A 14,555-nucleotide genomic window follows, 5' to 3' on the forward strand; every position below is an offset into this window, starting at 1 on the left:
CCCGAAGTGACTGCCCGGCCGACCGTACGGCTGACCGTACGGCGGACCCCATGCGACCGGGGCCGACCTGCCGGGCCCCGGAACGCCCGAAGGGGCCCGGTCCGCCGGGAGTGGACGGACCCTCCGAGGAGCGGACGGGCTCCTCGGAGGGCCAGGGTAGCCGTTCGGCCGTCAGTGGCCGCGCTGGATCCACTCGTCGAGATGCGGTGCCTCGGCGCCGATCGTGGTCGAGTCGCCGTGGCCGGTCCGTACCACCGTCTCGGCGGGCAGGGTCAGCAGCCGGTCCCGGATGGATCGGATGATGGTCGGGAAATCCGAGAAGGACCGGCCGGTGGCCCCGGGACCGCCCGCGAACAGCGTGTCGCCGGTGAAGACCGTGCCCAGCTCCTCGGCGTACAGGCAGACCGCGCCGGGCGCGTGGCCGGGCGTGTGCAGCACCGTCAGGTCGACACCCGCGACCGTCAGCCGCTGCTGGTCCGTCAGCTCGCCGTCCACCGGACGCAGCGGGTGGGTCTGCTTCCAGAGCACCTGGTCCTCGCGGTGGAGCAGGACGGGCGCGCCGGTCCGGTCCGCCAGCGCGGGAGCGGCGGCGATGTGGTCGTTGTGCGCGTGGGTGCACACGATGGCGACCAACCGACGGCCGCCGAGTGCGGCCAGCACCGCCTCGGCGTCGTGGGCCGGGTCGATGACCAGGGCCTCGGTGTCGTCGCCGATGATCCAGACGTTGTTGTCGACCTGCCAGGTGCCGCCGTCCAGCGAGAAGGTGCCGGACGTGACCAGCCGCTCGACCTCGGCTGCCGGGGGAGTGCGGTCCGCCATCAGAAGAGCACCACCGAACGCAGGACCTCGCCCTTGTGCATCCGGGCGAACGCCTCCTCCACGTCCGTCAGCTGGACGGTCTCGCTGACGAACGCGTCCAGGTCGAGGCGGCCCTGCAGATAGAGGTCGATGAGCATGGGGAAGTCCCGGCTGGGGAGACAGTCGCCGTACCAGGAGGACTTCAGCGAACCGCCCCGGCCGAAGACGTCCAGCAGCGGCAGTTCCAGCTTCATCTCGGGGGTCGGCACGCCGACCAGGACCACCGTTCCGGCCAGGTCACGGGCGTAGAACGCCTGACGGTACGTCTCCGGCGTGCCGACCGCGTCGATCACCACGTCGGCACCGTTCCCGCCGGTCAGCGCCCGGACGGCCTCGATCGGGTCATCGGAGCGGCCGTTGACGGTGTGGGTGGCACCGAGCTTCTGCGCGGTGGCCAGCTTGCGGTCGTCGATGTCCACGGCGATGATCCGCGAGGCTCCGGCCAGCCTGGCACCGACCACGGCCGCGTTGCCGACGCCGCCGCAGCCGATCACGGCGACCGAGTCGCCCCGGCCGACGTTCCCGGTGTTGATGGCGGCGCCGAGCCCGGCCATCACGCCGCAGCCCAGCAGCCCGGCGGCGGCGGGGGAGGCCTCGGGGGCGACCTTGGTGCACTGGCCGGCGGCGACCAGGGTCTTCTCCGCGAACGCGCCGATCCCCAGCGCGGGCGAGAGCTCGGTGCCGTCGAGCAGGGTCATCTTCTGCTTGGCGTTGTGGGTGTTGAAGCAGTACCAGGGCCGGCCGCGCAGGCAGGCACGACAGTTGCCGCAGACCGCACGCCAGTTGAGGATCACGAAGTCACCGGGGGCGACGTCGGTCACTCCCTCGCCGACGGCCTCCACCACACCGGCCGCCTCGTGGCCGAGCAGGAAGGGGAACTCGTCGTTGATCCCGCCATCCCGGTAGTGCAGGTCGGTGTGGCAGACCCCGCACGCCTGGACCTGCACCAGCGCCTCACCCGGACCGGGGTCCGGGACCAGGATCGTCTCGACCTGTACCGGGGCACCCTTGGAACGGGCGATCACGCCGCGCACCTGCTGAGCCATGAAGAAGAGCCTCTCGTCATCGGGCGCGGGCACGTGCTCCATCCGTGTCCACGCGGGTAGTTCGCGCCGGTCGCGGCCAGGCCGCGCCGATCGCGAATCGTTCACGACGGTTAACACCGTACGGTGCCGACGATCACCGCCGACCACCGGATCACCGACTCGCCCTGGGCGTTGTCACCGTCACGGGCCGAAGCCTGCCCCTGGAGCAGTGCGCGGAATCCGATCGTCACCGTCCTCCCGGCCCGGGCCCGCCGCGAGGCCCCCGTCGCCGTGGCCCGAACACGGTTCAAACCGGAACGCGGACGAATTGATCCGTTCGGGTTATTCCAGTGGTATGTGCCAGCGCGTTCGGTGCAAGCCCGTCAGCATCGACTCCGTGACCGTCGAACGGCGAGGACCACGCAGCTCCGCGCCGGGGGCCCGCCGCTCCCGGCCGCGGCTCGCCGTGGCGCTCGGTACGGTGCTGGTCTGCTCGGCACTCGTCGGCGCCTCGGCGGGCGGCGACGCCGGGCCGTCGCACGCGGGTGTGCCGGGCGCGATCGGCGTGGCGGTCGCGGCATGTACGACAGTCGAGGCCGGGGCATCCCGGGTGGCCGTGCTGGTGGAGCTCTCGGTGGCCGTCAGCGTGGTCACCCGGCCGGGCGCCGGTGCAGCGGCGGGCGCCCGTCCGGCCGACTGCGCCCCACCACGGCCGGAGCCGCCCCCTAAGCCCCCGGTCCCGCCCCCACCCACTCCCGAGCCAACGGCCACACCCGTACCGACATCCGAGCCGACGGCTGTACCGGCACCTGTGCCCAGACCCGCGCCGAGGCCGTCACCGCCCACGCGGCCGACCGCGCCCGCACCGCCCACTCGCGTCTCCGTACGCGAGCCTCCCGTACCCGAGAGCGCGCCCGCCCCCGTCGTCCACGCCGCCGTGCCGCCCGCTCCCACGCCCTCGTTCTTCCATCCACCGGCGGCGGCCACCTCGGCGCCCGAGTCCCGCCGGGCCCGCCCGCCGATCGTCGCGCTGCTCGTCGTCACCATGCCCGCCGTGGTGGCCGCCATCCGGCTACGGCCCCGCGGCGGCCGATCGTCCACCGGCTCCCGCAGGCGCGGGAGCTGACCTCCGAACAGATCGTCCCGCGGACCCCGCCAACCAGGCGCCCCGTGGAGCGCAACGAACCCCTCGACTGCAACGGATCGGAGAACGGCATGTCGGAGTGGACGGCACTCGCCATCGCCATGACGGCTGCCTGCGCCGTGGTGGTGGCGGTCGTGGTGCTGCGAGAACGGCGGATCGGCGACTCCGCCGACACGTCGGAGACCCCGGACGTCATCGAGTACATGACGATGATGATCGGCGTGGTCTACGCGATCGTGCTCGGCCTGGCCATCGCCGGTGTCTGGGAGGCCCGCAGCGCTGCCGGGGACACCGTGCAGCACGAGGCGCAGGCACTGCGCGAGGTGAGCCTGCGCGCCCAGGTCTACCCGGCGGAGCTGCGCGACCGCATCCGGGCGGACGTCGATGCCTACGTCCGCTACGTGGTCGGCACCGAGTGGATGTACATGGACACCCACGACGGCGTCTCCCCGCAGGGGACGGTGCTGCTCGACCGGCTGCGCCAGGACGTGACCGGTCACACCCCGCAGAACGAGCTGGAGAACCAGGCCTATCAGCCCCTGATAGACCAGGTCGCAGCCGTCGACCAGGCCCGCACCGCCCGGGGCCAGGACGCGGGTCCGACCATGCCGGGCGTGGTCTGGTTCGGCCTGATCGCCGGAGCGGTGGTGACGGTCGGGCTGGTCTTCACCTTCCAGATCCGCAGGTCCTGGCGGGAGTTGCTGCTGGCCGGGGCGTTCAGTGCGCTGATCGCGTTCCTGCTCTTCCTGATCTGGGACTTCGACGACCCGTTCAGCCGAGGTATGACCGTCTCCGCCCAGCCGTTCCTCGATCTCTTCCCGGCGGCCGTCCACCATGGCTGACGCACGCCCGGCCCGGGCGGTGCCCCCTGCGGAGCCCCGCGCGTCCGGGAGATTGCCCGGGAGTGCGCCGCGTACGCTCGGGCTCCGCAGGGGAGCAGAGGAGAAGCCGATGGAGAGTCACGACTGGGACCAGCGCTACAAGTCGGCCGAACTGGTCTGGGGCACCGAACCCAACCGCTGGGTGCTGCGCGAGTGCCAGGACCAGCCACCCGGTCGGGCGCTCGATCTGGCGGCCGGCGAGGGCCGCAACAGCCTCTGGCTGGCCGCCCTGGGCTGGCGGGTCACCGTGGTCGACTTCTCCCGGGTCGCGCTGGACCGTGGGCGCAGACTGTCCGAACAGCTACCGGCCGGGGTCGCACGGCACCTGCGCTGGGTCGAGGCGGACGTCCGCACCCATGTGCCCGAGCCCGGCGCCTACGATCTCGTCCTCATCGCCTATCTGCACCTCCCCGCCGAGCAGCGCCGTACCGTACTGCGGAGAGCCGCGGACTCCCTCGCGCCCGGCGGCACCCTGCTGGTCGTCGGCCACGACACCACCAACCTGACCGAGGGCTCCGGCGGCCCCAGCGACCCGGCCGTGCTCTTCACCCCGGACGACATCCGCGCAGATCTGGCGGACTGTCGGCTGCACCTCGTCCGGGCCGAACGCGTGCGCCGACCGGCCGGTGCGGCCCATGGCGGGAGCGGCGAGGCGGTCGACGCCCTGGTACGCCTCGAACGCCGTGCGCCTCCGGTCCCGACGCCTGAGCGCTGAGCGCTGAGCGCTGAGCGTGGGCGAGATGGGCCGGCGGTCGGTGGTCATCCGTCGAACGGGCAGCGGCCCGGCCCGTCGTGGGGAGAGACTGGGGTCGGACTGTCCCCGCGGAACGGAGTGCCGCACGCGATGACGAACCCGACAGCGAACCCGGCGAACCCGACGAGCCCGCCCGACCCGACACCGAGCCCGACAACCACCCCGGCCTGGCTGGCCGACGCGGTTCTGTACCAGATCTACCCGCAGACCTTCGCCGACTCCAACGGCGACGGCATCGGCGATTTCGCCGGGATCACCGAGCACCTCGACCACCTGGCCTGGCTGGGTGTGGACGCGATCTGGCTCAACCCGTGCTTCGAGTCACCGTTCCGGGACGCCGGGTACGACGTCTCCGACTACTTCTCCGTCGCGCCGCGCTACGGCACCCGGGAAGACCTCTCGGCACTGGTCGAGGCCGCCGGCCGACGCGGGATCAGGGTCATGCTCGACCTCGTGCCGGGGCACACCTCCGACCGGCACCCGTGGTTCCTCGCGGCTGCCGACGACCCCACCGACCAGCGCTACATCTGGGCCGACCGCCAGGCCACCAGGTTCGTGCCCTCCCCGGGCAAGCGGCCGGGCTACTACCTGCCGAACTTCTTCGACTTCCAGCCCGCGCTGAACTTCGGCTACGCCCGGAGCCTCGACGACGAACCGTGGCGACAGCCCGTCGACGCCGACGGGCCGCGGCAGAACCGGGCCGCGCTGCGGGAGATCATGGACCACTGGCTGCGGACCGGTATCGCCGGGTTCCGGGTGGACATGGCGTACTCCCTGGTCAAGGGAGATCCGGATCGTGCCGAGACCGCGAAGCTCTGGCGCGAGCAGCGGGCCTGGCTGGACCGTACCCACCCGGGGGCGGTGCTGCTCTCGGAGTGGGGCAGGCCCGAACTCGCCCTTCCCGCAGGCTTCCACGCCGACTTCTTCCTGCACTTCGCGGGCCGCGCCATCCCGTCGCTCTGGCACAACGGCGAGGGGATGACCTCGCCCTCCTGGGAGGACGGCCCCTGTTACTTCGACCCGCAGGGCCGGGGCTCGATGAACGAGTTCGTCACGGCCTGGCGCGCCACCCGCGCAGCCGGGCAACCAACTGCGCAACCAACTGCGCAACCAACTGCGCAACCAACTGCGCACCCGACCGCCGACGGGCCCGGAGGCGGGTACGTCATCCTGCCCACCGCCAACCACGACTACAACCGCCTCGCCACCGGCTCCCGTACGTCCGAACAGCTCGGCGCGGCCTTCGCCTTCCTGTTCACCTGGCCGACCCTGCCCGCGATCTACTACGGGGACGAGATCGGCATGCGGTTCGTCCCCGGGCTGCCGGACAAGGAGGGCAGCCGACTGGAGCCCACCAACAACCGCGCCGGGGCCCGCACTCCGATGCAGTGGGACGGCAGCCCCAACGCGGGGTTCTCCACGGCCCCGGCCGACCGGCTCTACCAGCCGCTCGACCCGGACCCCGGCAGGCCGACCGTGGCAGGCCAACTCGCCGACCCGGATTCGCTGTTGCATCTCGTCCGGCGGCTGATCGCGCTGCGCAGGTCCACCCCTGCGCTCGGCAGCCGTGGTGAGGTGGAGGTGCTGCACACCGGGTACCCGTTCGTCCACCTTCGCGGCGGCAGCCACCTGGTGGTCGTCAACCCCCGCCGGGAACCTGCCCTCTTTGCGTACCCCGGTCTCGCGGGCGCCCGCGCCCTGGAGGCCCAGGGCGTCACCGTGACGGCCGAGGGCATCAGCGCAGACTCCTTCGCCTACGGGATCTTCGAACTCCCCGGCCGGGTCGAGGAGACCGGCGACTCGGGCTCCTGAGTCGGGCTCCTGACCAGCGGAGGGGCAGCCTCAGTGCCTGCCGCCGCCTCAGCGAACAGCGCCGGAGGCCGGGTCGACGACCTTCTCGACGAGGAGTTCGAGAGTCATCAAGTCCTCGTCCTGGCTTCGGCGTTCGCCGCTCAACCGGTCAGGTAGTCGTACGGGGCGGCGGTGAAGAGCGGGCCGTCCTGGTCGGATGCGCTCCATGGCTGGTAGGCACCGTCGGGCGGGACGGAGAGCGTGCTGCCGGAGGTGAAGGCCAGGTCCAGACCGCCTGCCGGAGTGGTCTCGGCCCGCGTCACGCGGGAGCCGACCAACCCCAGCAGATCGCGTGACGGGGTCAGGCCCAGCGCCGGATAGAAGTGCTCGACAGCGGACTGGCCGATCAGGCGGAAGTCGCCGGAGACCGTCACCACCACTCCGTCGGAGAGCTCCAGTACCAGCCCGCTGCCGCCCTTCAGGGCCTCGACGCGGCGGCCGCCGAGGACGGCAGCGATCGATGGGGACACCATGGTTCCTCCCGAAAATCGCACGGTCGGCTGATCCATTCTTGCGCGCTGATCCGCCCACGTCATGCAGACCGGGGAAATCGCGCCCGCCGCCGCCCTCAGCCTCGCCCCCGACCCGCTGCGCGGGCCACCGGGCCGCCCTGGATACCGCCCCTGCCCCGCGCCCGAACCCTTGCCGCGTGAACCACTACCCGCGTGCCCGTGCGGCCTGGGCCCTGTTCCTGGCCCTGGTGGGCCGCCGGCCCCGACGCCAGGCCGTTCTGCCGTCCCGCGCCCCTTCAGCAGTCCCCGGGCCGGGGCCGGTCGGGCCGAACCCCAGCCGCCCGGACCGCTCACGCGGTGGGCGACGTCCCGGCCACCCGTCCGCGCAGCAGCTCCACCGGCCCGCCTCCGCCGCCGTTCCGCGCCGCCTCCCGGGTGGCCAGGCAGGCATCCAGTCGGCATCGGGCTTGTTCGGAGAGCACCTCCCGTGCCTCCTCCGAGGTGAACATCCGCCACTCCACGAGTTCCTCCGGCTGCAGTCGGATGCGCCCGAGCAACTCCGCTGTCACCTCGCCGCCGTCGAAGACGTACACCATGGTCGCGGATCCGTCCGTGTTCGGTGACCAGTCCAGTCCCAGCAGCCGACCGGGCTCCCGCTCCCAGCCGAGCTCCTCGCGGGTCTCGCGCCGGGCGGCCGCCCGGGGCATCTCGCGGTCGGCCTCCACGCCGCCGCCCGGCAGCGTCCAGTACGGGTGGTCCTCCCGGGGGCGCAGGCGCACCAGCAGCACCCGGCCGGCCGCATCCGTGAACAGCATCCGCGCCTTCGCCCGAATCCTCGGCAGCCCGGCGATGTACGCCTCCGGCTCCAGCGGAGGCGGTTGCACCGCCGTCCGGCCGGCCGCCAGAGCCAGACCGGCCGCCCCGGTGTACGGCGGCGGCGGAACCGGCGGCACATGGGCGACGGTGTGACCGACCGGATGGCTGTCCTCCAGCTCCAGGGGCCCGGCGCTGCGCGGCGCGGTGAGACAGGCCGTCACCCGCCGCGAGAGCCGGGGCGGCAGCGCCGACGTGATCTGACGCTGCGTCAGCCAGGTCCAGCCGTCCACCTCCGTCGCCTGCGGCCGGAGCGCGGAGAGCTGTTCGCTCCGCAGCGGCGCGCCCCAGTACAGGTACGCCGCGATCGGTGGGCGGCGGCTGTCCAGCGACCAGTCGATGCAGGCCAGCGGCCCGAGTTCGGGTGACACTCCGAGTTCCTCGGCGATCTCCCGGAAGGCCGTCCGCCTGGGCGACTCGTCGGAGGGCTCCCAGCCGCCGCCGGGAATCGCGATCGGGTGCTTGTGGTCGTACGGCAGCCGCACCACCAGAATCCGGCCCAGCTCGTCCGGAAGGAGCACCCCGGCCGCAGCCAGCAACCCCTGCCCGCCGCCACCCCCGCCCACTGCCCCGTCCCCGCTCACTGCTCCGTTCCCCTTCACTGATCCGTCCGCGTTCTCGGCCTCGGTCACGTCGAACCCCCCTCGCCCGGCCAGTACTTGAACCCAGCATCCAGGACATGGCACGCCACCTCGACGGTTCCCGGGGCGTCCGGCCGACCGGGAGAGCGAGCGGAACCCGGCTGACGCCTCCCTGGTCCTCCGGGGGCTCGACAGCGAGCGTGCGCAGGTTCGCTCGTGCCTCCCGAGTGCTCCCGGAGAGCCGGACGACAGCCCAAGGCAGCACCCCGCAGGCGCCACCACACAGGGCTGCTCACGGACGGCCCACCGGCAGTCCCAGCACCGGCGCGTACGCGGTCCGGGACCGGACGGGACGGCGGTTCGAGCCCTGCCGCCCGGTGGTGACTTCCCGTCGGTCAGTCGCCGCCTCAGGTCGCCAACCTCGGCTCCCGCCCCGATATTTGGCAGCAGGACCCGCCCGACGCCCGTCACGGCCGCCCGGAAGCCGGGTCCTCGGTCGGCCCGGGTACGCCATCCGGGTGCGCCCGCCACCCCTTCCCAGGCATCCAGGGAGCCCTGATGAGCAACCGCCGTACCAGCCGACGCGCCACCCTCCTCGCCGTGGCCGCCACGCTGCTCGCCGGTACAGCACTCGCACTGCCCACACCCGCAGTCGCCCTTCCCATCCCGAACCCCACCGGCGAGGCCGCCGTGGCGGTTGCCAACGACCTCCAGCAGCAGCTGGGCGAGGACCGCACCGCCGGTTCGTACCTGGACTCCTCCGGCCGACCCGTCGTCACCATCACCCACGCGGCCGACGCCCAGCGGGTGCAGTCGGCCGGCGCCGTTCCCCGGCTGGTCACCCGCAGCGCCGCCCAGCTGGCCGCCGCCACCGCCGAGCTCGACCGCCGTGCCGCCGTCCCGGGTACCGCCTGGGCCGTCGACCCGCTCACCGACCAGGTGGTGGTGTCCGCGGACTCCACCGTCCGGGGAGCCGCCCTCGACAGGCTCACCCGGACAGCCGACGGCCTCGGCTCCGCCGTCCGGCTGGAACAGGTGCCCGGGGTCTTCAGCACCAGAGTGGGCGGCGGTGACGCGATCTACGGGGGCGGATACCGCTGCTCGCTCGGCTTCAACGTCCGCAGCACCAACAGCGGCACCTACTACTTCCTGACCGCCGGTCACTGCGGGAACATCGCCTCGGCCTGGTACGCCTCCGAGAGCATGACCGACCCGACCGGCAGCACCACCAGTTCCACCTTCCCCGACCACGACTACGCCCTCGTCCAGTACACCGACGGCAGCGTCCCGGCCTCCGCCGTGGACCTCTACGACGGCACCACCCGCGCGATCAACACGGCCGCGAACCCGTCGGTCGGACAGACCGTCAGCCGCAGCGGCAGTACCTCGCACGTGCACAGCGGCATCGTCACGGGGCTCAACACCACCGTGCACTACGCGCAGGGCACGGTCCGCGGGCTGATCAAGACGACCGTCTGTGCCGAGGAGGGCGACAGCGGCGGGTCGCTCTTCGCCGGCCACACCGCGCTCGGCCTCACCTCGGGCGGCAACGGCAACTGCACCCTCGGCGGCACCACCTTCTTCCAGCCCGTCACCGCCGCGCTCGCGGCGTACGGCGTCGGCCTCGTCTGAGGCAGCCGGCGCCCGCAGCTGCCCCCGCCCCCGCAGCCAGGCCCGCAGCGGCCCCGGCGCACGGCCGGGGGAGCAGAAGTGGCAGGCCCGGGAGGCCGCCCATAGCGTCGATTAGGTGGCCCAGGGCCGGTCGGGAGCCACAGCTCCGACCGGCCGTCGGCCCAGCAGACCCACGCAGTCGAGTCCCTGAAAGCAGGTCATCATCCATGCCCACGTGCCGGACCCCGCAATTGGCGGGCATCGCAGCCATCCTCGCCGTCGGTCTGGTCACGGGGCTACCCGGACCGGCCGACGCTTCCTCGTCCCCGGCCACCCGTGTCGTCCGCCCGGGTGAGTCGATCCAGAAGGCGGTGGACGCCGCGCGGCCGGGTGACACCGTCCAGATCCTCGCGGGCACCTACCGGGAGAGTGTCCTGGTCACCACCTCGAAGCTGACTCTCCGGGGAGCCGGCGAGTCCACGGTGATCAGCCCGCCCAAGACCCCCGCCACCGGCGCCACCACCGGCAACGCGTGCGCCCGCGCGGGCCACGGCCTCTGTGTCACGGGTACGGCCGAGCACCCGGTCACCGAGGTGCGGATCGAGGCACTCACCGTCGCCGGATCCACCAAGAACGGCATCAACGCCTTCGGGACCGACCGGATGACCGTCCGCGCCGTCCTGGCCAAGGACAACGGCCAGCAGGGCATCAGCCAGGAGCAGTCCACCCGGGCGGAGCTGCGCGGCAACGAGGCCCGTGGCAACGGCCAGGCCGGAATCTTCGTGGCGAACGTGGCGGAGGGCAAGGTCCCGCCCGTCGAGACCCGGGGCACCGTGATCGGCGAGAACCGCCTCTCGGACAACCGGTTCGGTGTCGTGGTGCGCCGGGTGCGGGGGCTCAGCGTCCAGTCCAACGTCATCTCCGGCAACTGCGGCGGCGTGTTCGTGGTCGGCGACGAAGGCGTGCCGAGGGTGGGGGCGCTGACGGTACGTGAGAACGTGGTCCGCGCCAACAACAAGTTCTGCCCGGCCACCCCCCGCCTGGACGTCGTCCAGGGCATCGGCATCCTCCTGACCGGAGCCGAGGACACCGTGGTGACCGGCAACCGGGTCGAGAAGAACGTCGGCAAGTCGTCCATGTCCGGCGGTGTCGTCCTCTTCCACAGCTACGTCGGTGCGCCCAACTCCAAGATCACCGTCACCGACAACTCGCTGTGCGGCAACGGCCCGGCCGATCTCGCCGATCGTGACACCGGTACCGGTAACTCCTTCGCGCGCAACGAGTGCCGGGTCTCCGAGTCCGCTGACAAGTGCTGACCGTTCCACACAGAAAGGCGGCCGCATGCACACGGCACCGTCCACCACGACCACTGTCAAACTGACCCCGCTCACCAGCACCTTCACCAACACCATCGCCAACACCCCGTCGCCGGCCATGCGCCTGCGGGAGATCGTCTTCGGCGCCGCCTGCGCGGCGGCGGTCCGCGCGGCGGCCCGACTCAAGATCGCGGACGCGCTCGGCGAGGACCCGGCCAGTGCCGAGGAGCTCGCGGACATCGTCGACACCGAGCCCCTGCCGCTGCGCCGCCTGCTGCGGGCGCTCGCCTGCTACGGAATCTTCACCGAGACCGAGGACGGCCGGTACGGCCACACCGAGATGTCCCGCCTGCTCCGCGAGGACGAGCCCAACAGCCTGCGCTACATCTCCCTCTGGTGCACCGAGCCGTGGACCTGGGAGGCCTGGCCCCGCCTGGACGAGGCGGTGCGCTCCGGCCGGAACATCTTCCCCGACATCTTCGGCAAGGAGTTCTTCGACTACCTGCACGACGACGCCCGCGAATCCGCCATGGTGTTCAACCGGGCGATGACCCACTCCAGCCGCCAGTCCGCCGCCGAACTCGCCGACTACCTGGACCTCACCGGGATCGGCACCGTGGTGGACATCGGCGGCGGCCAGGGCCACGTCCTGGCCAGTCTGCTGGAGCGGCACCCGGAGGTGTTCGGCACCCTGCTGGACCTCCCCAAGGTGGTCGCCAACGCCGACCCCCGGCTGCGCGAGGGAGGCTCGCTCGCCTCCCGCACCCGGCTGCTGCCGGGCGACTGCCGCAGTGCCATCCCGGTCGACGCCGACCTCTACATCATCAAGAACATCCTCGAATGGGACGACGACAGCACCCGCAGGACACTGCGCAACGTCGTCGCCGCCGCCCGGCCCGGCGCACGCGTCGTGGTGGTGGAGAATCTGGTCGACGACACCCCGTCGATGCGCTTCACCACCGCCATGGACCTGATGCTGCTGCTCAACGTCGGCGGCGCCAAGCACTCCAAGCAGAGCATGGTCGACCTGATGACCGAGGCGGGCCTGTGCCTCGGCCACATCGGCCCGGTCAACCCCTATCTTCACGCCTTCGAGGCCACCGTCCCGCTCGACTGACCCACGCACGGCGGAGCCGGTACCCCGACGAACGGGTGCCGGCTCCGCCGTGCGCGACCCCGGGTGACCTCGCGCGACCCCGGGTGACCTCGGCGATTCCCCGGTGACCGGGGCTCAGCCGACCGCCACCGGCTCCTCGGTCATCCGTGCCACCAGCCCGGTGGTGTGCGTCCCGTCCCGGAACTCGGGGCGGGCCAGCGCTTCGCGCAGGAAGCCGCCGGTGGTCCGCACCCCGGGGCCGTCGATCCGGAACTCGCCGAGCGCACGGTCCATCCGGGCCAGCGCCTGCGCGCGGTCCGGCGCCCAGACGACGGTCTTCGCCAGCAGCGAGTCGTAGTCGGGACCGACCAGCCAGCCGGGGTAGGCGTGGGTGTCCACCCGGACGAACGGGCCGCCGGGCGGGACGAACTCGGTCAGCAGTCCGGGTGTCGGCGCGAACTCCCTGGCCGGGTCCTCCGCGTTCACCCGGCACTCGACGGCCACCCCGCGCGGCTGCACCTCCTCCTGCCGGAAGGAGAGCGGCAGCCCGGCCGCGATGCCGATCTGCTCCCGGACCAGGTCGATCCCGGTGACCATCTCGGTCACCGGGTGCTCCACCTGGAGCCGGCAGTTGATCTCCATCAGGTAGAACCGCTGATCCGGCGTCAGCACGTACTCGAAGGTCGCCGCCCCGACGTAGCCCACCGCCAGCGCACCGCGCACCGAGGCCGCGCACATCCGCTCGCGCAGCTCCTGCGGCAGATTCGGCGCCGGGGACTCCTCGATCAGTTTCTGGTGCCTGCGCTGCACCGAGCAGTCCCGCTCGCCGAGGTGCACGGCCGACCCGTGCCGGTCGCAGACCACCTGCACCTCGACGTGCCGGGCGTCCTCGATGAACCGTTCCAGGTAGATGCGCTCGTCGCCGAAGACCGCGCGGGCGTGCGCCCGGGTCGAGCGGTAGGCGGGGAGCAGCTTCTCGGCGCTGCGCACCACGGCCATCCCGCGCCCGCCGCCGCCCGCCACCGCCTTGAGGATCACGGGGTAGCCGACCCGCTGCGCGATCTCCTTGGCCTCCCCCGGCGTGGCCAGCGCGCCGGTACTGCCCGGCAGCACCGGCAGCCCGGCCTCGGCCATCAGCGACCGGGCCATCGCCTTGTCGCCGAGCTGCTCGATCACCCGGGGCGGCGGACCGATGAAGGTGATCCCGTTCGCCTCGCAGATCTCCGCGAAGTCCGGGTCCTCGGAGAGGAACCCGTAACCGGGGTGGATCGCCTGGGCGCCCGTGCTGAGGGCCGCCTCGACGATCGACGGGACGTGCAGGTAGCTGCCCTTGGCCTGCGGAGGTCCGATCTGCACGGCCCGGTCGGCGAACCGGACCACCGCCGAGTCCCGGTCGGCGGTGGAGTGGACGGCGACGGTCCGCACCCCGAGCTCCCGGCAGGTGCGGGCGATCCGCAGGGCGATCTCGCCCCGGTTGGCGATGAGCACGGTGCTGAACATCGCGCTCACTCCTCGGCCAGCGGGTCCACGGCGATGAGCCGCTGCTGGTACTCGACCGAGCTGGCGTTCGGTACCAGGACCTCCACCACCCGGCCGCCGATCTCCGCCTCGATGGTGCTCATCATCTTCATGACCTCCAGGACCCCGACGGTCTGCCCCGGCCGGACGAGATCGCCGACCGAGACGAACGGTGGGGAGCCCGGCTCGGACGCGTGGTAGAAGGTGCCGACCATCGACGCGCAGATGTACCGCAGTCCGGTCTCCGGCTCAGTCCCGGCAGCAGGAGCGGCAGGACCGGTAACAGGCCCGCTGGCAGAACCGGCGGCAGGGCCGGCCGCGGCCGGCTGCCCGCCGGACGGTGGGAGCAGCCGGGCGGCCCCGTCGAGGGCGAGCCCCTCGACGGCGGGCCACTCGATCTCGACGGTGGTCCGCCCGTGCTGCAGCCTGATCCTGGTCGGTGGCAGCGGCGAGGCGCCGGCCAGTTCCCTGACGGCCCGGCAGACCGCCTCCAGATCGGCCCGGCTCGCCTCGGCCCCGCCGGGGAAGGAGTGCGGGTTGATCAGTGTGACGGACTGCCGGCCGTTCTCCTGATGGGTCTTCTTGTCCACACCGA

General features: G+C 72.4%; 13 protein-coding genes. 7 read left to right on the top strand and 6 right to left on the bottom strand.

The genetic code is table 11. The features are described from left to right. Positions 1 to 171: 171 nt before the first annotated feature. A complete protein-coding gene (locus UK12_RS16755; RefSeq protein ID WP_045303791.1) occupies positions 172 to 819 on the bottom strand; it encodes an MBL fold metallo-hydrolase in 648 nt (215 codons plus the stop codon). Continuing rightward, the gene (locus tag UK12_RS16760) at positions 819 to 1,904 is read right to left on the bottom strand and encodes an S-(hydroxymethyl)mycothiol dehydrogenase (RefSeq protein ID WP_045303826.1); all 1,086 of its coding nucleotides are present in this window, start codon (positions 1,902 to 1,904) and stop codon (positions 819 to 821) included. Before UK12_RS16760 ends, UK12_RS16755 begins: the two co-directional genes overlap by 1 nt. Before the next feature lie 376 nt (positions 1,905 to 2,280). On the opposite strand from UK12_RS16760, the gene UK12_RS39780 reads away from it, so the two are divergent. The 4 genes from UK12_RS39780 (at position 2,281) to UK12_RS16775 (ending at position 6,474) form a co-directional block, all read left to right on the top strand. Further along, positions 2,281 to 3,009: a hypothetical protein gene (locus tag UK12_RS39780; RefSeq protein ID WP_156178768.1), complete on the top strand. Its 729-nt coding sequence runs from the start codon at positions 2,281 to 2,283 to the stop codon at positions 3,007 to 3,009. 89 nt (positions 3,010 to 3,098) lie between these two features. Further along, a complete protein-coding gene (locus UK12_RS16765) occupies positions 3,099 to 3,869 on the top strand; it encodes a bestrophin-like domain (protein ID WP_045303827.1) in 771 nt (256 codons plus the stop codon). Positions 3,870 to 3,978: 109 nt separating this feature from the next. Continuing rightward, positions 3,979 to 4,623 (top strand): class I SAM-dependent methyltransferase, encoded by a 645-nt coding sequence (locus UK12_RS16770; protein WP_156178769.1) that lies wholly within the window; start codon positions 3,979 to 3,981, stop codon positions 4,621 to 4,623. Between the two features lie 129 nt (positions 4,624 to 4,752). Continuing rightward, complete coding sequence (locus UK12_RS16775) at positions 4,753 to 6,474, top strand: alpha-amylase family glycosyl hydrolase (protein ID WP_082119690.1); 1,722 nt, start codon at positions 4,753 to 4,755, stop codon at positions 6,472 to 6,474. A gap of 140 nt (positions 6,475 to 6,614) precedes the next feature. On the opposite strand, the gene UK12_RS16780 is transcribed toward UK12_RS16775, so the two are convergent. After that, positions 6,615 to 6,986: a DUF6188 family protein gene (locus UK12_RS16780; protein ID WP_045303792.1), complete on the bottom strand. Its 372-nt coding sequence runs from the start codon at positions 6,984 to 6,986 to the stop codon at positions 6,615 to 6,617. Between the two features lie 329 nt (positions 6,987 to 7,315). Then, positions 7,316 to 8,422: an NUDIX hydrolase gene (locus tag UK12_RS41350; RefSeq protein WP_197084925.1), complete on the bottom strand. Its 1,107-nt coding sequence runs from the start codon at positions 8,420 to 8,422 to the stop codon at positions 7,316 to 7,318. Positions 8,423 to 8,977: 555 nt separating this feature from the next. Here UK12_RS41350 and UK12_RS16795 point away from each other — a divergent pair. From UK12_RS16795 to UK12_RS16805, 3 genes are all read left to right on the top strand, one after another. Continuing rightward, entirely contained in the window at positions 8,978 to 10,051 is a 1,074-nt protein-coding gene (locus UK12_RS16795; protein ID WP_045303793.1) for a S1 family peptidase, read from the top strand. 206 nt (positions 10,052 to 10,257) lie between these two features. Next, positions 10,258 to 11,346 (top strand): right-handed parallel beta-helix repeat-containing protein, encoded by a 1,089-nt coding sequence (locus UK12_RS16800; protein WP_045303794.1) that lies wholly within the window; start codon positions 10,258 to 10,260, stop codon positions 11,344 to 11,346. Positions 11,347 to 11,371: 25 nt separating this feature from the next. Beyond that, on the top strand, positions 11,372 to 12,463 hold the full coding sequence (locus UK12_RS16805; RefSeq protein WP_045303795.1) for a methyltransferase: 1,092 nt from the start codon (positions 11,372 to 11,374) through the stop codon (positions 12,461 to 12,463). 114 nt (positions 12,464 to 12,577) lie between these two features. Here the strand turns inward: UK12_RS16805 and UK12_RS16810 are convergent, their stop codons facing one another. Together UK12_RS16810 and UK12_RS16815 are read right to left on the bottom strand one after the other, a co-directional pair. Continuing rightward, on the bottom strand, positions 12,578 to 13,942 hold the full coding sequence (locus UK12_RS16810; protein ID WP_045303796.1) for an acetyl-CoA carboxylase biotin carboxylase subunit: 1,365 nt from the start codon (positions 13,940 to 13,942) through the stop codon (positions 12,578 to 12,580). Positions 13,943 to 13,947: 5 nt separating this feature from the next. Next, a complete protein-coding gene (locus UK12_RS16815; protein ID WP_197084926.1) occupies positions 13,948 to 14,550 on the bottom strand; it encodes an acetyl-CoA carboxylase biotin carboxyl carrier protein in 603 nt (200 codons plus the stop codon). Between the last annotated feature and the right edge of the window lie 5 nt (positions 14,551 to 14,555).

It is taken from the genome of Saccharothrix sp. ST-888 (assembly GCF_000955975.1).
Classification (GTDB): Bacteria; Actinomycetota; Actinomycetes; order Streptomycetales; family Streptomycetaceae; genus Kitasatospora.